20 protein-coding genes and 6 tRNA genes are annotated in these 18,736 nt (G+C 45.7%); 4 read left to right on the top strand and 22 right to left on the bottom strand.

The window, feature by feature from the left end; genetic code table 11:
* Window positions 1–100 precede the first annotated feature (100 nt).
* Window positions 101–253, top strand: coding sequence for a YycC family protein (locus tag H065_RS27545; protein WP_017815575.1), 153 nt, complete (start codon window positions 101–103; stop codon window positions 251–253).
* Window positions 253–483 carry a hypothetical protein gene (locus H065_RS0123615; RefSeq protein ID WP_017815574.1) on the top strand — a complete coding sequence of 77 codons (231 nt, stop codon included), beginning with the start codon at window positions 253–255 and terminating at the stop codon, window positions 481–483. Before H065_RS27545 ends, H065_RS0123615 begins: the two co-directional genes overlap by 1 nt.
* Here the strand turns inward: H065_RS0123615 and H065_RS28030 are convergent.
* From H065_RS28030 to H065_RS0123600, 3 genes are read right to left on the bottom strand one after another with little or no spacing between them, the layout of a single operon-like run.
* Window positions 480–626, bottom strand: a complete 147-nt coding sequence (locus H065_RS28030) for a hypothetical protein (RefSeq protein ID WP_193746801.1) — start codon at window positions 624–626, stop codon at window positions 480–482. The genes H065_RS0123615 and H065_RS28030 overlap by 4 nt on opposite strands.
* A gap of 57 nt (window positions 627–683) precedes the next feature.
* The gene (locus H065_RS0123605) at window positions 684–1,394 is read right to left on the bottom strand and encodes a DUF2225 domain-containing protein (RefSeq protein WP_026136412.1); all 711 of its coding nucleotides are present in this window, start codon (window positions 1,392–1,394) and stop codon (window positions 684–686) included.
* A gap of 21 nt (window positions 1,395–1,415) precedes the next feature.
* Window positions 1,416–1,814: a globin domain-containing protein gene (locus H065_RS0123600; RefSeq protein ID WP_051058754.1), complete on the bottom strand. Its 399-nt coding sequence runs from the start codon at window positions 1,812–1,814 to the stop codon at window positions 1,416–1,418.
* Window positions 1,815–2,409: 595 nt separating this feature from the next.
* On the opposite strand from H065_RS0123600, the gene H065_RS0123595 reads away from it, so the two are divergent.
* Window positions 2,410–3,219: an NAD kinase gene (locus H065_RS0123595; RefSeq protein WP_017815570.1), complete on the top strand. Its 810-nt coding sequence runs from the start codon at window positions 2,410–2,412 to the stop codon at window positions 3,217–3,219.
* 279 nt (window positions 3,220–3,498) lie between these two features.
* Here H065_RS0123595 and H065_RS27540 read toward each other — a convergent pair whose 3' ends face one another.
* Complete coding sequence (locus tag H065_RS27540) at window positions 3,499–4,293, bottom strand: YutD family protein (protein WP_081604204.1); 795 nt, start codon at window positions 4,291–4,293, stop codon at window positions 3,499–3,501.
* A 21-nt stretch (window positions 4,294–4,314) separates the two neighbouring features.
* Window positions 4,315–5,208: a lipoyl synthase gene (gene lipA, locus H065_RS0123585; RefSeq protein WP_017815568.1), complete on the bottom strand. Its 894-nt coding sequence runs from the start codon at window positions 5,206–5,208 to the stop codon at window positions 4,315–4,317.
* Window positions 5,209–5,388: 180 nt separating this feature from the next.
* On the opposite strand from lipA, the gene H065_RS0123580 reads away from it, so the two are divergent.
* Window positions 5,389–6,618 carry a multidrug effflux MFS transporter gene (locus tag H065_RS0123580; RefSeq protein WP_017815567.1) on the top strand — a complete coding sequence of 410 codons (1,230 nt, stop codon included), beginning with the start codon at window positions 5,389–5,391 and terminating at the stop codon, window positions 6,616–6,618.
* Window positions 6,619–6,900: 282 nt separating this feature from the next.
* Here H065_RS0123580 and H065_RS0123575 read toward each other — a convergent pair whose 3' ends face one another.
* The 17 genes from H065_RS0123575 to H065_RS0123495 all read right to left on the bottom strand — a co-directional run bounded on the left by H065_RS0123575 (window position 6,901) and on the right by H065_RS0123495 (window position 18,711).
* The gene (locus H065_RS0123575; protein ID WP_017815566.1) at window positions 6,901–7,692 is read right to left on the bottom strand and encodes a TrmH family RNA methyltransferase; all 792 of its coding nucleotides are present in this window, start codon (window positions 7,690–7,692) and stop codon (window positions 6,901–6,903) included.
* A complete protein-coding gene (locus H065_RS0123570) occupies window positions 7,692–8,354 on the bottom strand; it encodes a potassium channel family protein (RefSeq protein ID WP_017815565.1) in 663 nt (220 codons plus the stop codon). The genes H065_RS0123575 and H065_RS0123570 overlap by 1 nt, the downstream gene beginning before the upstream one ends.
* A gap of 178 nt (window positions 8,355–8,532) precedes the next feature.
* On the bottom strand, window positions 8,533–10,116 hold the full coding sequence (locus H065_RS0123565) for a peptide chain release factor 3 (RefSeq protein WP_017815564.1): 1,584 nt from the start codon (window positions 10,114–10,116) through the stop codon (window positions 8,533–8,535).
* Between the two features lie 273 nt (window positions 10,117–10,389).
* The gene (gene zwf / locus H065_RS0123560; RefSeq protein ID WP_017815563.1) at window positions 10,390–11,943 is read right to left on the bottom strand and encodes a glucose-6-phosphate dehydrogenase; all 1,554 of its coding nucleotides are present in this window, start codon (window positions 11,941–11,943) and stop codon (window positions 10,390–10,392) included.
* 248 nt (window positions 11,944–12,191) lie between these two features.
* Complete coding sequence (locus H065_RS0123555; RefSeq protein WP_017815562.1) at window positions 12,192–12,839, bottom strand: response regulator; 648 nt, start codon at window positions 12,837–12,839, stop codon at window positions 12,192–12,194.
* 4 nt (window positions 12,840–12,843) lie between these two features.
* A complete protein-coding gene (locus H065_RS0123550) occupies window positions 12,844–13,905 on the bottom strand; it encodes a sensor histidine kinase (RefSeq protein ID WP_017815561.1) in 1,062 nt (353 codons plus the stop codon).
* Window positions 13,906–14,144: 239 nt separating this feature from the next.
* Entirely contained in the window at window positions 14,145–14,813 is a 669-nt protein-coding gene (gene liaF, locus H065_RS0123545) for a cell wall-active antibiotics response protein LiaF (protein WP_017815560.1), read from the bottom strand.
* Window positions 14,814–15,039: 226 nt separating this feature from the next.
* Complete coding sequence (locus H065_RS0123540; RefSeq protein ID WP_017815559.1) at window positions 15,040–15,774, bottom strand: PspA/IM30 family protein; 735 nt, start codon at window positions 15,772–15,774, stop codon at window positions 15,040–15,042.
* A 1-nt stretch (window position 15,775) separates the two neighbouring features.
* Window positions 15,776–16,273: a PspC domain-containing protein gene (locus H065_RS0123535; protein ID WP_017815558.1), complete on the bottom strand. Its 498-nt coding sequence runs from the start codon at window positions 16,271–16,273 to the stop codon at window positions 15,776–15,778.
* A gap of 3 nt (window positions 16,274–16,276) precedes the next feature.
* Entirely contained in the window at window positions 16,277–16,939 is a 663-nt protein-coding gene (locus H065_RS0123530) for a PspA/IM30 family protein (protein WP_017815557.1), read from the bottom strand.
* 228 nt (window positions 16,940–17,167) lie between these two features.
* The gene (locus H065_RS0123525; protein WP_017815556.1) at window positions 17,168–17,479 is read right to left on the bottom strand and encodes a LiaF transmembrane domain-containing protein; all 312 of its coding nucleotides are present in this window, start codon (window positions 17,477–17,479) and stop codon (window positions 17,168–17,170) included.
* A gap of 696 nt (window positions 17,480–18,175) precedes the next feature.
* A tRNA-Arg gene (locus H065_RS0123520) sits at window positions 18,176–18,249 on the bottom strand.
* A gap of 17 nt (window positions 18,250–18,266) precedes the next feature.
* Window positions 18,267–18,340, bottom strand: a tRNA-Cys gene (locus tag H065_RS0123515).
* 13 nt (window positions 18,341–18,353) lie between these two features.
* A tRNA-Gly gene (locus H065_RS0123510) sits at window positions 18,354–18,428 on the bottom strand.
* A gap of 13 nt (window positions 18,429–18,441) precedes the next feature.
* Window positions 18,442–18,516, bottom strand: a tRNA-Gln gene (locus tag H065_RS0123505).
* Between the two features lie 18 nt (window positions 18,517–18,534).
* A tRNA-His gene (locus H065_RS0123500) sits at window positions 18,535–18,607 on the bottom strand.
* A gap of 30 nt (window positions 18,608–18,637) precedes the next feature.
* A tRNA-Trp gene (locus tag H065_RS0123495) sits at window positions 18,638–18,711 on the bottom strand.
* Between the last annotated feature and the right edge of the window lie 25 nt (window positions 18,712–18,736).

The following is an 18,736-nucleotide window of genomic DNA, read 5'->3' as shown; positions in this document are numbered from 1 at the left end:
ACGGCCTTCCCTTGGGCGGATCATGCTTCATCATCGCCAAGAGGGTATAACTATAGTATACTCTAATTCAACACTATTTTGTAATGAGGAGGGAGCTTAGATGCGACCACTACAGATTTCTGCGGATACGGCTGTCAAACTGGCCGAGAAGCTTAATGTTCCTCTGGAGCAGCTCATGCATATGCCACAGCACATCCTGATGCAAAAGCTGGCCGAACTGGCCAAAGATGAGCAAAAGGGCGGCAATGAATAATGATTCCATTTAATCAGGCTTGGCCTTACGATATTGTAATGAATGATGTATATATTCAGGAATGTCCTTTTTGCCATACCAATAATGTATTGCTGCCGATCCGTCCCAAGGAGCTGGCGACGATTCATAATGGCAAAAAGAAGCTGTTGGTCTTTCCCTGCTGCAGCAACCGGGTTACCCTGCTGGACAGCGATTCCGACTATCTGTTGACCGATACCGTACTGCGCTAAGCCAGACGCAGTACACGCAGTACACGCAGTACACGCAGTACACGCAGTACACGCAGTACAGATGATTGTAGACTGCTGATAATAGTTGTATAGCCTCCCCATGTATTATTTTGGGGAACGATTCCATGTGTTTTATCCATCAAAAAGGAGCCTCTCTGCATGAGGGCTCCTTTTGTCTATCCTGGGTCATACTATAAATCTTATTGCTGCATTTCTTCCGGCAAATCGATATTTTTGGACAGCATCTGTTCACGCAGTACCACCCACTGCTCACGTGAAGCACGGATCATCGCCGAATCGGTAATACGCTGATCATTAATAACGCGCGAGAACCATTTTACCGCATCATTAAACTCACCCAGACGGCGGTGCAGCTCCCCGATCAGATACATCAGCTTCGCATCACTGCCGCTGACACTCTCCAGCTCGAATACACGAATATACGATTCCAGACAATACCGGATAAAGCGCAGTTCCTGCTCTGATTCCCCTTTATAACGATACAACCAGGCAATATGATGCAGGAAACTGGCTACGATGCGCTCACGATCCCCTATCGTTTGTGCACACATCAGAGCGAGCTTGTAGGCTTCGAGTGCCTGTTCTGCTGTGCGATGTCCTCCCATATCACGCTTGGCAACGCGGCTGCCAATCTGACTCATATATTTTTGTTTCTGATCACCGTTTAGTTTGGCAAGTGAATTCTCCGTGGATGCAAATCCACAATGCGGACAGATCCGTACCACATAGAAATCAGGATTCTCATGCTGGTAATAAGCACAAAAATCAGAATCCCGCCGTGTAGCCCGTTTCATGCTTGGACGTACACGACTTGTTTTAAAGTCCTCTTCACATTGCGGACAATTTACCGTTATTTGATATAGCGGTTCTAACTCTACAGACTCCCCCATCTAATCCATCTTCCCCCAAAATTAATTTGTATTTACAAAATGGTGCGCTGGTCCGGACAGGCGGTCAATGATAAAGACACGCAGCTCGTCTTCTATACCAATATCAGTCAATGCTTCGTTCATGCAGGCCAGCCAGGCATCGGCTTTCTCATGTGTAATCGGAAATGGCATATGTCTGGCTCTCATCATCGGATGGCCATGCTTTTCCGAGAACAGGGGTGGACCTCCAAAAAACTGTGACAGGAACATATATTGCTTTTCCATTACCGGATCAATATTTTCCGGAAATAAAGGACCAATCAATGGATCACGCTGAACCTTTGGATAAAATGCTTCAACCAGACGACGAAGACCTTCATCTCCGCCAAGCAGCTCATAAATAGATCGATCAAATTTCACAGTGAATCGCCAACTTTCCATGCGTCATTGCCAAAATTATAACATAGTTGAATGTGTACTTGAATGAAGCAGCATAATTTAACCGAATGCCGATCCATTTTAGGATCATTTTGCAATAAAAAAGAACGCTAAAGGTTAATTTAGCGCTCCTGCCCTTTTACGCCTTGGCGGCGAAAGTGGATATATGAGTAGAAATTAAGTTAGATTAAAGTGTCGAAATAATTAGTACATGCTTCCGTCTTCTTCACCAGGCTGTACAAAAGAGGATCGGATGACATACACGAACGCACACACGACAAGACCAGATATAATACTCACACTCATCTTGATCACTCCGTTTCTCAAAGTTATATTGACTTCCGACGGTGGATAATGTGTTATTCTTGTCTTTATTTTACCATACCTCTACTCAAATAGGATCCATTTTGTAAGCGTTTACTTTAACAATTAGATTACAGACTCTTTACAAAACGATATATTGTTGCGTTTATATTTCGTCTGCGTAACTATATCGTTTTCCTGTTAATTATTCAGTAAAACATTGTGTTCGCTGTAAGAATTGATTATCATCAAAAGTGAGTAGGTTAACCATACTGGACAAAGGAGCTTCCATAACTTGAGATACTATGTACTTGATCGCGGAGACCAATTATCCATTGAACTTAGTGAACGATTCCATAAGCTGGCTGCCAAGTACGGTTTTGAACTCGATGCGGAATCACCTGAAATTGTCGTCTCTATCGGTGGAGACGGTACGATGCTGCACGCTTTTCATACGTTTATCGATCATATTCCCGACCTGGCCTTTGTTGGTATTCACACCGGTCATTTGGGATTCTATGCAGATTGGAAGGCCGATGAGCTGGAAGAACTGGTGAAATTCATGGCTGGTGAATCCAGTGACAGCATGGAACATCATCCCAAGATCGTCAAATATCCACTGGTCGATCTGGAGATCACGACCAAGAGCGGTACTTCCCATTACACGGCTCTCAACGAATTTACATTGAAAGGTGTAGACGGTACAACCGTGGTTGCCCAGGTCGATATCAATGACGAGATTTTTGAAATGTTCCGTGGCGATGGAATCTGCATCTCCACGCCATCCGGTAGTACTGCCTATAACAAAGCACTTGGTGGAGCCATGGTACATCCGACTATCGAAGCGCTGCAGATTGCCGAGATTGCTTCGATCAACAACCGCGTCTACCGTACACTCGGCTCATCCATGATGCTGCCCAAGCACCATCACTGCGATATTCATTCCCGTAAGCCGCAGCGTTTGCAGCTGACCATCGATCATCTAAATCTGTCGATTGACGATCTGATTTCGATTCGCTGTCAGGTTTCCAAAGTACGTGTTAGCTTTGCCAGATATCGTCCGTATCCATTCTGGAACCGGGTGAGACAATCTTTCCTGGGCTGATTTATTGTAAACTGCCAGATAGCAGTAAAAAGATACTTTGTGTTTCTGTACTTTATTGTGCATTGTACCACTACTATTAGACAGACACGCCAAAAAGCTGACTTCCTAAACGAAGTCAGCTTTTTGTATATTCTATCTGATATGCTATTCATTTGTAGAAAATATCAATCGTATTCAGGCTCAGCCTATCGTATCGTCGACAAACTGAAATCTGTACAGCCTCAAGACATCAGCAGTAATCAGATGATTCTCTGGATTCTGCCTTCTTCTAGCTATCCGTTATTCGGATCGCTGCGAAGATGAAGTTTCCTGATGATTCTCGGTGTCTGTAGTGCGATTGGGTTCTTCAGGCAGTGGGGATGGCATTTTGGTCTCTCCTGCCGGTGTTGTCGCTTGGGTTGCTGGCTGCGGCGATGAATCTGGTTTCTTTACCGCTGGCTGTTCTACGGTTGGTTTGACCTCGACTGTAGGCTGCACCGCAACTTTGGTCTCCACTACAGGTACAGGTTGTACTTCTGGTCTTGTCTCTGGTGCAGTCTGTTGCGATGAAGATTTGGGTTCTCCCGCTGGCTGCGCTGCCGGTTTTGTTTCGGCTGCCGGCTGCTGCGAAGAGACTTTGGTCTCTGCCGCAGGTTTGGAACCTCCATTACCTTTGGATCTGGAGCCTTTATCAGCTGATGCTGTTTTATCGGTTTTGTTGTTCTTGTCCTGTCGTTCTTTGCGTGAGCCATGTCCTCTGGACGGTCTCTCCGGTTTTTCGGCTTTGTCCTCTTCGGCAGTAGATTTCGGCGGATTGCCGGTATCTTTTACCTTTTGGAGTACAAAATAGGCACATCCAAAATTGCAGTATTCATTAATATATTCGGTTAGACTGGACAGTGATGTATCCTTGCCTGCCTTCGGATGACCATCACGGTAAAATCCTTTGAGACGCAGTTGGTTGTATCCCCAGTCGCCCAAAATATAATCATACCGATCAAGTACTTCACTATAGCGGTCACGGAATACTTCCACATTCCATCCGTCCCGGTGTTCTTTGATGAGCTCGTAAGTTTTGCCACCAATCTGAATCAAGTTTTCCCCGCCTTTCAGCAATTAAACGGTCGAAGCTTCCTTCGACTTGGATGCGGATTTCACCTGTTCATGCGCATGGTAAGAACTGCGGACCAGCGGACCGGATTCCACATGACTGAATCCGCGTTTGAGTCCTTCTTCTTTGAGAATTGCGAATTCGTCAGGAGTATAGTATTTGGCCACGTTCAGATGCTTTGGACTTGGCTGCAAATACTGACCCAATGTCAGAATATCGCAATCTACCGCACGAAGATCATCCATTGCTTGTAGAATCTCATCCCACTCTTCACCTACACCCAGCATAATGCTGGATTTGGTCGGGATGTCTGGTTGAAGTTGTTTGGAATTGCGCAGCAGTTCCATGGACCGTGGATATTTCGCTCTGGCTCTGACACGGTCAGACATGCGTTCCACAGTCTCGATATTATGATTAAGAATATCCGGCTTGGCATCCATTACGATTTTGAGGGAATCAATATCTCCCATAAAATCAGGAATCAGCACTTCCACACTACATAGTGGAAGACGCTTGCGCATCGCACGGATCGTTTCCGCGAAAATGGTTGCGCCTCCATCTTTTAGATCATCGCGGGCCACACTCGTAATAACACAATGATTCAGGCCCATCTTCTCAGCGGCTTCCGCTACCCGTTCTGGCTCTTGCAAATCAAGCTCCGTTGGCATTCCCGTATTGACAGCGCAAAAACGGCAAGCACGTGTACAAATATCTCCCAGTATCATAAACGTGGCAGTACGGTTGGCCCAGCACTCATAAATGTTCGGGCAGCGTGCTTCTTCACACACCGTATGCAATGTTTTGGAGCGCATCATGCTCTTTATTTCCTGATAGTTTTCGTTGTTGGTCATCTTGATTTTGATCCATTCGGGCTTCGGTTGCTTAGCTTTTGTAGACAAGATGTTTGACCTACCTTCCTCAAGTTGTATTGTCTTTCAGGATTTATTGATCATTGGGATACATTATAACACGAAATCCATGCAGCTGAAATCTTTGCTTTCTTCATTTCTTCGGATCGTATACACTAAAAGTTGTTGTATAGACAATGAATTGTTTTTAGAAAGGACGATTACTGTATTATGTCAAAATCTGCACCCTCCGAGCCGTTAACCTCGGCCAGCCTAACAAAATCGCGGCGGCTCTGGATTGCTCTTATTCTGGGCTGGTTATCGGCTTTTGCTCCATTATCGATCGATATGTATCTGCCAGCATTACCTACACTGGCTGATCATTTGCAGACCAACGCCTCACTCGCGCAGCTCAGTCTGACTGCTTGTCTGCTTGGTCTGGCGCTGGGACAGCTCATTGTGGGACCGCTCAGTGATGTCAAAGGCCGCCGTACACCGCTGATCATCTCGCTTGTGCTGTATGCCGTATCGTCCCTGCTCTGTGCGCTAACCGGCAACATCTGGATGCTGATCTTGCTCCGCTTTGTACAAGGGGTAACAGGCGCCGCGGGTATCGTGATTTCTCGGGCGGTTGTACGCGATCTGTACTCAGGTCACGAATTAACCCGTTTCTTCTCCTTATTGATGCTGATTAATGGGGTTGCCCCGATCGCTGCACCGATTATTGGAGGACTTTTACTCAAGTTTGTGCCATGGCAGGGTGTGTTTGTTGTACTCGCTGCAATTGGGGCAATTATGTTCGTTATGGTACTGTTTGGACTGCCGGAGACCCTTTCCCAGGAACGCAAAGCTACCGGAGGATTGGGTACGACACTGCGCACTTTCGGTCGACTGATCCGGGATCGTGCTTTTATCGGGTTTGCTCTGTCGCAGGCATTTATTACCGCAGCCATGTTCGCCTACATAGCAGGATCGCCTTTTGTTGTGCAGGATATTTTCGGCGTTTCTGCTCAGGGATTTAGCCTGTTTTTTGCGATTAATGGTGTAGGAATTGTTATTTTCGCTCAGCTGGCTGGGCGACTATCCGGTAAATATGGTGAATTGCGACTGCTGCGAATCAGTCTGGTTATTGCTTTTACCGCTGCACTGCTGCTGCTTGTTATCGCTATCGCAGGCGGCGGCTTGATTCCGATTGCTGTGATGCTGTTCCTGGTCGTATCGTGCGTGGGTTCGGTAGGCGCTACTTCTACTTCCCTTGCCATGCAGAGCCAGGGGAATTCGGCAGGCAGCGCATCGGCTCTACTTGGCCTGCTGCCATTGCTGCTCGGTGGCGCTGCTTCTCCGCTGGTCGGTTTGGGCAGCGGCTTGACAGCTGTACCGATGAGTCTGGTCATCTTCGGTGCAGAAGTGCTGGCAGTACTGAGCTTTATTGTACTGGTACGTCGTCAGCGTCAGCAGTAAGTGATAATAAATAGTAAATAATAAGCTGATCGCAGATATTGTTAACGAATGGCATGGACTTGATATAACCCATTCAGCAACCAACTGGAATACACAATACATGCAAAAATATTAAATATAAAAACACCGCAGAACCAGTAAAAATCATGGATCTGCGGTGTTTTTGTATAAAGGACATTTTATCATTGTTATTCAGTATTCATCACTTGCTTGCTATACTAGGAGATCCGTATATAATCCCGATTCTCGGCATTGTTATACAATTCTCACAGTAGTTATAATTTAGACTTCCCGCTGACGCATCGCTTCAAACAGCAAAATTGTCGATGCCATCGCCGCATTTAACGATTCTGCCTGCCCTTGCATCGGGATCAGAATATGTTCATCAACCATTGCTGCTGTGGACTCCGAGATGCCTTTACCCTCATTACCAATTACGATCCAGGCACCACCGCTAAAGTCATACGTGTAACACGATTTTTCTGCCTGTAATGAAGTGCTCAGCAGCACAGCACCCTGCTCTTTGGCCGCAGGCAGAATCTCCTGCAGATTACCTTCCAGCACCGGCAGATGAAACAGCGATCCCATCGTGGAACGGATCGTTTTGGGATTGTACAGATCGGCGCAGCCCTGTCCAAGTACGACACCTGCGGCACCCGAAGCATCAGCACTACGGATAATCGTTCCTACATTGCCCGGGTCCTGTACGCCATCCAGTACAATAACAATGCCTTTCGGTGCTGTTACAATGGATTGCAGCAGCGCGTTACGCTTATACACAATCGCAAAGACCGGCTGTGGTGTGCGAGTATCCGTACATTTGGCCAGAACAGCTTCTGAGACAGCGACATACTGCGCACCACCTGAGTACGAAGCAATATCGGTTTGCAGCTCGGCAGGGATTCCTTTTTCCGTATCATAGACAATATACTGGATATCCCAGTCACTGCGTAGTGCTTCGCTCACCAGATGAATGCCTTCAATAATAAACTTCTCCTGCTTATCCCGATGCTTTTTTTCCAGCAATTGGGCCCATTCTTTTACACGTGCATTTTGTGTCGATAAAATTTCCATTAGTTTTCCAGATCCATTTCCATTTTAATCAAATCGTGCTTTTGACCGACAATAACCAGTATGTCATCCGCTTTGAGCCGTTCTTCTGGTGCTGGAGCAATGTTCATATGATTGTTACGCTTGATCGCCATGACATTGCAACTGTAGCGTGCCCGGATGTTCAATTCAATCAGGTTATGCCCAACCATCGAATCCGTTGCTCTCATCTCGACGATACTGTAATCATTGGAGAGCTCAATATAGTCCAGTACATTCGGTGATGTCAGATGATGGGCGACACGCACCCCCATATCCCGCTCAGGGAAAATGACTTTGTCTGCACCAATCCGCTGCACTACTTTACCGTGCAGTTCATTCTGGGCTTTGACGAGAATCATCGGAATTTCCATTTCTTTCAGAATGAGCGTCGTCAGAATGCTCGCTTGGATATCTTCACCAATCGCCACAACAACCACGTCAAAGTTACGAAGTCCCAGTGCCCGCAGCGCTTCTTCATCGGTCGAATCAGCGACAACCGCCTGTGTTGCAATATGGGAGACTTCCTGCACACGATGTTCATCCGAATCGATCGCCAGTACGTCAAATCCCATTTCACTCAATGTTTTGGCAATACTGGAACCAAACCGACCGATTCCAATAACTGCATACTGCCTTCTAGCCATAATGTACCTCCAGCCTATTCATTAAAGTAAGCGTATCAATCTTCCTTATACCGCTTTATATACGGATTATGGTTCCAATCTGTACTTTGAATGTTATAAATAAATGCAGATTGCCATACAGGAACTTCTTCTGTATTCAGCAATCTGCATATTCAACTTATTTCAGTAAATGATTAACTTATGGAGCAGTCTGTAGGAATTGTGCATCCGGATTTTTCTCTATAGCGGTACGCATCGCGTACTCATTCTCGAACAGCACGACATGATTTCCTTTTTTGTCTTTGACCAGAGTAGAGTTGATGCGGAATTTGGACGGGTCCAGATTCTCAGCTACAATCCAGCGTGCAAACTGGAACGGCATGCGCTGAAGCTGTACCTCCACGCCGTACTCATTTCTCATCCGGTATTCGAATACTTCAAACTGCAGCTGTCCTACCACGCCCAGAATTGTATCGTCGAAGCTAACCGTATTAAATACCTGAATGGTACCTTCCTCCGTCAGCTGATCAATACCCTTCTGATACTGCTTGTATTTCAGCGCATTTTTGGCAGTTACTTTGGCGAAGATCTCTGGAGAGAACGTCGGCAGCTCGTCGAAGACAATGCTGCTACCTTCACTCAGTGAATCCCCGATACGGAAAATGCCCGGATCGAACAAACCGATAATATCGCCTGGATACGCGGTTTGTACAATATCCCGATCCTGTGCGAGGAACTGCTGCGGCTGAGCCAGCTTGATGTCTTTGCCGACGCGTACATGCTTGACGCTCATTCCGCGTTCGAATTTCCCGGAGACAATACGCAGGAAAGCAATCCGGTCACGGTGTGCAGGATTCATATTCGCCTGGATTTTAAATACATAACCACTGAACTTCTCGTTCGTCGGCTCGATCATACCTTCTGTACTGCGGCGTGGTTCCGGTTTTGGTGCGAGTTCGAGGAAGTTCTCTAGGAACGTCTGCAGTCCAAAGTTATTGATCGCACTGCCAAAGAAAATAGGAGTCAGCTCGCCTTTGAGTACTTTATCGTAATCAAATGGATCGCCTGCTACATCCAGCAGTTCAACATCCTGACCCAGTTGATCATACAGGAATTCGCCTGCCATCTCCTTGATGATAGGATCACGGTAATCTTCCACTTTACGTACTTCGATGGTGGAATGATCATCTCCTTGGAACAGCTCGACCTGATTTTTCATACGGTCATATACGCCGCACAGTTCGCGTCCCATGCCAATTGGCCAGTTCATCGGTACCGAGCGAATACCCAGCACCTGCTCCAACTCTTCCATCAGATCAAATGGACTGCGTCCTTCGCGGTCCAATTTATTAATAAATGTGAAAATAGGAATTCCGCGCTGTGCACATACTTTGAACAGCTTGATCGTCTGTGCCTCGACCCCTTTGGCTACGTCAATTAGCATGACTGCCGCATCCGCTGCAGTCAGCGTGCGATAGGTGTCTTCACTGAAATCCTGGTGACCCGGTGTATCCAGAATATTGATGCGGTGACCATTATAATCAAATTGCATCACGGAAGAAGTAACCGAGATACCACGCTGTTTCTCAATTTCCATCCAGTCACTGGTGGCGTGTTTGCTTGCTTTACGTGCTTTGACGGTTCCCGCCAAACGAATCGCACCACCGAATAGCAGCAGCTTTTCCGTCAGAGTTGTTTTACCCGCATCCGGGTGAGAAATAATCGCAAACGTTCTGCGTTTGTCGACTTCCTGTTGCAGTTCTTTATCTATCATTTTACTCATTATCATTTTCCCTTCATCACTTGAATAGACTGTACTTATTGTAGCATATCCACAGCAAAAACACTCTTATGTCATGCTAACATAAGAGTGTTTATTCGATAAAAAGCGCTTCTTTTATTGTAGGGTATTGCAAGTAAAGTGTCTATACATCTCTCAATAATCTTTACTTGTCATGTCTTGTTCTATATCGAACCGGGCAAGGACTCTGTCTTTCATTTTCCCTGTATCATCCGGAAAAACATTTTTTGCTGGTTCGTAGTGATCGTTAGCCTATTACCGGCTGTTAGCCTGCCAGATCACATCATCTTCATCCTGACCGTTAACCGGCCACCAGTGGAATCCATCCTGCTGCAGCAGCTCATGCGTCTCATCCGGTCCCCAAGAACCTGCTGGATAGGACTTCACATCAGATGGATGCTGTTTCCAGGCCTGGTCGATATGATCAATAAAGCTCCAAGCTGCAGCCACTTCATCCCAGCGGGTAAAGTAGGTCGAATCCCCTTGTGCCGCATCTTCCAGCAGACGCTCATATGCTTCAGGCGAGTTGATGCCTATCATACAGCTTTGGCAGAATTCCATCGCGAGCGGCTGGATTTCCGAATCGGAACCCGGTTTTTTGGCATTGATTTTGATATAAATGCCTTCCATCGGATTTACCCGGATGACCAGCAGATTCGGCTCCAGGTTATGACGCTGTCCCAGATATACATTGGTCGGCGTACGCTTGAATTCAACAATAATCTCTGTTGTTTTTACCGGCAGGCGCTTGCCTGTACGAATATAGAAAGGCACACCAGCCCAGCGGAAATTATCTACGAATACCCGTGCCGAGAAATACGTTTCCGTATTCGATTCCGGATCAACTTTTTCTTCCTCGCGGTAACCGGGCAGTTCCTTGCCTTTGGCCGAGCCTGCCGCATACTGCGCGCGAACGACGTTTTTATCGACTTCTTCTGCAGTCAGATAAGGTCGCAGGGAACGCAGTACTTTGACTTTCTCATCATGGATATCTTCAGGTAGCAGCCGGCTTGGCGGTTCCATCGCGATCATAGCCAGCATCTGAAGCATATGGTTCTGACCCATATCCCGTAGTGCACCCGAATGATCATAATAGCCTCCACGCTCTTCGACACCAACTGTTTCACTGAGGGTTATCTGCACATTGGCGATGTGCTGATTATTCCACAGCGGCTCGAAAAAGGCGTTACCGAATCGAATGACTTCGATATTCTGAACCATTTCCTTGCCCAGATAATGGTCAATCCGGAAAATCTCATCCTCTGCAAATACCTGTGCCAGTTCGGTATTCAGCTTGCGTGCCGATTCCAGATCATAACCAAATGGCTTTTCAATTACAAGACGGTTCCATCCCTGTCTATCCATCATACCGCCTTCACGCAGATTCAGCGATACACTGCCAAATAGCTCTGGTGCGAGTGCCAGGAAGAACAATCGATTTCCAGGAATGCTGAACTTTTGCTCCAGTCCTTCCGTCTGCTCACGCAGTTCACGGAACCCATCGACGTTATTAATATCCAGGGATTTATATTCAAAATGCTGCGCAAATTTATTCCAGTCTTCACCAGGCTGGATCTTGTAGCGGCAGAACTCATCGATCGATTCATGCACGTTATCACGGAATTCCTCATTCGTACGCGGACGCCGTGCTACGCCAATAACCGCAAAATCTTCGGCCAGCTTTCCTTCACGGTACAAGCTGTAGATTGCGGGAAATAGTTTGCGACTGGCCAGATCACCAGTAGCTCCGAAAATGAAAAATACTGCACTTGGGGCCTGCAATGTTTCAACGATTGAGTTATCTGTCATGGCTCCTCCACTTTCTATGTAAATTTTTGTTTTACCGTATACAGGTGCTGTACAAAAATCACTTGTGTAGAATGATGCTCATGATGCTTCATACGCCCTCAAAGGATACACCTTCAGGCAAACGTATTTTACCATAATTACCCGGATTACTGCCATCTAACCACACATAAAAAGTACTTATAGCCTCAACAACTAAATCTGATAAATGATGTTCTATATCTATTTATTATCCTATTCGCTTCAGGTCGTTATTCAGCCAGACCGTTTTTGTAGGCATAAATAGCAGCCTGGGTACGATCTTCCACACCTAACTTGGCCAGCAAATTGGTCACATGGAATTTGACTGTTTTGATACCGATAATAAGCTCATCTGCAATATCCTGATTGGATTTACCCTGAGCCAGCAGGCGCAGTACATCCATTTCCCGCTCTGTGAGCTGCTCATGCAGAGCACGCTCAGCCGGTGCACGGAAGCGGCTCATCATTTTGGAAGCGACCTGGGATTCCAGCACAGACTGCCCTCGGGCGGCTGCACGAATCGCATCCGCAATTTCACTGGCACGTGATGTTTTTAACAAATAGCTAAAAGCACCGGCTTCGATCACCGGGTACATTTTCTCATCATCCAGATAACTGGTCAGTACAATCACCTTACACTGGGGATTGATTTCCAGCACACGACGGGTAGCCTCTATGCCATCCATTCCGTCCATCACTAGATCCATCAGTACTACATCAGGGTTATATTCTTGTGCCAATCTGATGCCATCTGTTCCATTGCTTGCTTCCCCTACGACTTCAATACCGTCTTCTGTATCCAGTACAGCAGCCAGGCCAATCCGCACCATTTCATGATCATCTACCAGCAGCACTTTAATCAGTTCACTATTATCCATCTTATTAGGTCCACCCGCTTTCTTCTGTATTCAAAGTCACGATCGGCACCACAATCTCGATTCGTGTCCCTTTACCCGGAGCCGTAATATATTGAATCGTCCCACCAATCTCATTAATCCGTTCCCTCATGGTAGACAAGCCATACGAAGTTTGTTTGGTATCATCGAGTTCGAAGCCAATCCCGTCGTCCCGCAGCGTAACACGTACCGAATCCGCTTTTTGGACAATTTTGATCTCCATTCGGCTAGCTTTGGCATGACGCAGAGTGTTCGAGAGCGCTTCCTGTACAATACGGAACAAATGATTTTCGACGCCTTTGAGCAGACGCAGATCCTCATCCATCTCCAGTGCAATTTCCATCGGAATTTTGGCCTGTAGCTCTTGTACAAGTTCCTGTATTCCTTCATATAACCGTTTGCCTTCCAAATAAACCGGACGCAGATGCAGCAACAGCGCTCTCATCTCCGATTGGGCAACCGAAGACATTTCCTCGATCAGTTCAACCTGACGTTTGGCCCGCTGCAGGTCCTTATCAAATGTCCGTCCTACCGCCGTAGCCGTCATGGATATCGCAAACAGCTGCTGGGATACTGCGTCATGCAGTTCACGTGCCAGTCGCTGTCTCTCCTCGATGATAGCAGATACTCGGGCCTGCTCCGCCAGCTGTGCATTATTGGTGGATAGACGCTGAAGGCTGGAGATTTGATCGCCCCATTTTTTGCCGATTCGGTCCATTTGCTCGCCCAGACGTGCCCATTCATCGCTGCCCCATTCGGGAGCTGATTGGGACCAGCTTCCTTTTTCCCACATCAGCAGCGTATCACGCAGCTTGCCAAGCCGCATTTTCAGGCGCAGTGCCTGATACAGCCCGTATAAGACACCTACAGTGATGACCGGTATACAGAGAGCTACACCGGTACGTAGCATTGACTCCCAGGTGTGATCCATAACCAGATGGCCAGACGTATAGAGCACATAGACTACCACGATTAATAAAAGGACTGCCAGCAGCACTCCTTCACTCATACTGCGGACGATGATGTCTGCAGATTTTTTATCTTTCATGCGTCAAGCCTCCATTCCGTCATGACATTACTGAATCCTGTCCAGCAACCTATGTTTTGTACATGCTCGTCCATACTACCCACCAGTCGCTTCCTTACTTCGGAGCCAATTGGGACCAACTGTGATCTATATTTTATACAGTAACGCATAGTGTGTAGGGGGCCTATCCGTAGCAGAGTGACCTACATTTTGCCTAATAATCGATATACTGAATTATAAATTTCTATTATCGCGTTATCTCAAGCCGATAAACGAATATTTAAATCACCCGCTACATAGAAAATGACCAATTTTACCCGCTGCGTGCTATTCATATAGTTGGCCGATTTCCACTGTACCCGGTTGAGCACACCCTGACGACGTTCCATTCCCATAGGATGTTCGGGATTGAATCCGATTTGCCCAAATAACAAATGAGCTTCAATCTCCACACCATACTCCTCCGGAATCGTAAAATCAAGATCGCCAATCAGCCCATGGAAATAAAGCACCGTATCCGGCTCTTCCGCCATAGCCAGCGACAGGTCACAATCAATATCACCAATCGCATGCCAGGAGCTGATACTGCGCATCATCCAAGGATCACGATTATACTGCACTGTTTTGATAAAGTTCTGTTGGGAAAAATACTTTTGTCCACCATGTGCTTTATTGGCACGTACATAAAAGATACCAAGCGAAATCAATCCTATACCCAGCACCAGGGCCAGATGATCCAGCAGCAGTAATCCTGATCCGGTTCCCAGACAAATATATCCTTTGCGCATCTTTCCATGCCGAAGAGCGATTACGCCGATTAGCAGCAAAAGAAGGGCGACAATAGTAAAAAATCCGACATAAGGTCCCAGCAGAACGAGCATCCCAATACCAATTAGTATTACAGCAAAAGCTTCTCTTTTTCTACTCATGTCACACCTCCTTTACCGCCAATAATTAGTGGAAAAGCCATACGGCATGCATGACACACACGCTGTATGGCTTAGCTTTTCCTAGCATATCATATTATTCGCTTGCCGACTAACTGTATATCTTTGTTTGATCTTGTTACTTTTATTCCTGGCTTCCGATCTCTAACGCAGTACCGCTTGATTAATAGCTTTGCTTACTATCTTTGCTGCGCTACGCTATTACCGATTAATGACGTGAATTTTCATCCGCCGGCGTTGCACTGGATTCGATCGTTTTTGGAGCAGAAGACCCGGATAATTTATTTTTCAGCAGATTAAGCTGCTCATCTACTTTCATTTGCTTTTCTGCCTGCTCTGCACTAATGTACGGAGTGTTGTATCCGGAACTGTAAGGAACACGCATTACATCTGCTTCTGCTTCCAGCTGCATAATTTTTTCTTCCATACGGCTGAATCCGAGAGAAGCGCCGCCTTTATCAATAGAGTTAACAGAACTCATTTGAGACATTTGCTTTTTGGCTTTGGCCATTTGAGCACGGGATACCAATTCATTACGCTTGTTGCGCATTTTGTAGAACTCGTCTTTCATTTCATGCAGCTGCTGCATCAGATCGGATACCTGACCTTTGGCTTGCGCATGCATATCACCATACTCTGTATATTTTTGATCGAAATAGATTTTTTCTTCCAGCAGCTTGCGAGCTACTTCTTCCTGTCCATTTTTGAGGGCCGCTGTTGCCTGGCTTTCACGTTGTACAGCCATACGACCTGCTTCTTCAACACGTTGTTTCATACGTCGCTCGTTTGCCATTTGTTTGGCTACAGTTACCTCAGCCTGATGAATCTCAGCTTCCATATCGCGCAGATACTGGTTCAGCATAACAATTGGATCTTCCACCTTATCCAGTAATTCATTCACCGATGCCTTTGTCATATCTTTCAATCTTTTAAATACTCCCATGTTATTGTTCTCCCTTCTCGATTTGAGCAATTTTTTTACGTAATTCTTCAACTTCTTTACGAAGTGCTTTTTTCTCGATATCTTCCATCATGGAATCCAGATCAGCTTTTTTACGGCCAACAGGATCCGGTTGTTCATAAGGTGGACGATTCTTGCCAAAGTCCCTTGAATTGGTTTTATGGGGAGCATCATACATATTGGGCTCATAGGCATTCTGGGAAGTGCCCCAGTACCCGCCGTACGTATGACCTGGACCATAACGGTCTTCTGGCTGCTGATCGTAAGGACCATACTCAAATGGTCGATACATTGGTGGTTCTTTAGGTACGATGAATATAGCTACCAGATAGATCAGAATTGAAGCAGCCCCGGTAAACGGAATGCTGAGAATAAATAATACTCTGAGCAGCGTAGGGTTAATCTGAAAGTACTGTGCCAGTCCGCCAGTCAAACCAGTAAGAATCCGGTCATGTGCGGAACGATATAACTTTGGCCGCATTGATTAGCCCTCCTTCCGTTCATCATCCAATTTACGTCTCAGACGCTCCAGCTCTTCATCAAGATCAGTGCTGCTGGTACCCGAAGGGTAATGATCCATCTGCCGAACATCCCGCATGGCTTTTGCTTCCATTTCCCAATCCGAGATCCGATCTTCAAGACGTCCAAAAGAAGGCGGATTATTCTGGCCCGAGCCTCCAAAACGGCGATTCATCTGCTGCTGCAGACGCAATGTCTCCATACGTGCATAATAATACTCACGTTTGCTGTAGACTGCCTGGTACTCTGATTTCAGCGTATTCAGTTGATATTCAATTTCGCTGAGAGATTCTTTGTTTTTGTTCAGCAAATCGGTATATTGTGTTTCCTTTTCTTCGTACATGACTTTTTCCTGCAGAGCCATACGAGCCAAATCTTCTTCTTCCGCTTTGAGAGCCAGCATAGCTTGTTCCTCACGCTTTTTGCGCATTGAGGATGCTTTCTCTACCTGCTGATGAAGCTGGCGAGTGTGCTGGGCTATACTATTGTATAGTTTCTCGGCTTCTGTAATTTCCTGACGCGTATCCAATAGGAACTGATCTATCAGTCTTACCGGATCCTGACTTTGTTCCAGCTTTTCATTTAAAGTAGCCACGGTAATATCCCGTATACGTTTAAACATGTTCATCGTATTTATGCTCCCTCCTTTACATACTCAATCCAACCATCTACTGCAACTGCAGATCGACATCATTTCTAAGCACAACATTCAGAAACTTGAACCGCCTTCTGCAAAACCACCTATATTCACTCTATCAATAAAATGACAGCGTATTTATTATTTATCGTAAAGTGTTTTAGGCTTTATTAGCAACTTACCCATTCGCCTGAATACGGAAGCGAATTTAGTGCTGAATTAGTACGTTTGACGACGATTTTTCAAAAGTGTTATTCCCCAGATCACCAATGCTATTCCCAGGATAGGGCCAATAAGGAAGGACAACTTTGCAAAAAGGATACATGCACCAATAATGCTGAGTATAATTCCCAATACTTTTCTTCCGCTTTGAAGAGCATAGTAACCGAGGATCAGCAGCACTACCGGAATCAGCAACCCAACGAGTTCTCCCATCAGATTATGTACTACAGGGAAGAACTTGCCGAATACCATCAGAATACCTACTGCGATCAAACTTACCGCTGCGATACTTTTACGATTGATATTCATTCCATTCACCTCCTTCTTATTAAAAGATTGCCATGATCATTAATGTTTTATTCCTAATCCGTTGACTACCATACGATATTCGATTGAGCAGTAGCAGATAAAGTATGTTCCTGCCGTTCTGCCAGGCGAACATGTAGCTCATCGCCTTATAGTTACATTCTAACGGAGCAATCCATCAGCGGAAATGGTCTGGGGATGGTATTTTATACTAGACCTAAGTCGGGGCTTCTTCTGGACCGTGTAGCCAACTATGCAATAAATGCATCTCAAAGAGAGAAAACAAAATTTTAAAAGAATAGGCAGCACAAATAGCAATATAAGTTATCTAAAGAAATACAGCTAATAAGCAATCATATAGAATTAATAATTCAGAAACAATGAACTAACAAAAATGGGAATAATAAAATAATAGATAGGCAGTAATGCGAAGTGATAGAAGTGATAGAAGTGATAGAAGTGATAGAAGTGATAGAAGTGATAGAAGTGATAGAAGTGATAGAAGTGATAGAAGTGATATCAAATAGTATGAATCAATCGAGATAGCAGAAGTTATAAAAACAAAAAATAAAGAAAATAAATAGTATTCATTGTTCAGCATTAGCTATCCTACTAACTTATTTAAAAGAAAAGCGAAAAAAGCCTGGTATAACTACTTTAATAGTAGATATACCAGGCTTTTCACTTCCTGACTAGAAACGCGCCCTAAGAGATTCGAACTCCTGACCTTTTGATTCGTAGTCAAACGCTCTATCCAGCTGAGCTAAGGGCGCTCAAAATAAAAAAATACTGGAGGCGCCACCCAGATTCGAACTGGGGATAAAGCTTTTGCAGAGCTGTGCCTTACCACTTGGCTATGGCGCCATATGAAATTGATTGGAGCGGACGACGGGAATCGAACCCGCGACCCTCGCCTTGGCAAGGCGATGCTCTACCGCTGAGCCACGTCCGCTCATTGATAAAAATGGCTGGGGATATAGGATTCGAACCTATGCGTGACGGAGTCAAAGTCCGTTGCCTTACCGCTTGGCTAATCCCCAATATCAAAAAAATAAAAGGGCGATCGACGGGAATTGAACCCGCGAATGTCGGATTCACAGTCCGATGCGTTAACCCCTTCGCCACGACCGCCATGCTATAAATTATATTAAAGAGATAAATTGGCAGGGGCAGCAGGAATTGAACCCACACCAACGGTTTTGGAGACCGTTGTTCTACCTTTAAACTATGCCCCTATAACTGGTGGAGGCTGATGGATTC

It is taken from the genome of Paenibacillus shenyangensis, assembly GCF_000346635.1.
Taxonomy (GTDB): domain Bacteria; phylum Bacillota; class Bacilli; order Paenibacillales; family Paenibacillaceae; genus Saccharibacillus; species Saccharibacillus dauci.
Note: the sequence above shows the minus strand (reverse complement) of the source record. Positions and strands in the feature narration are given on the sequence as shown.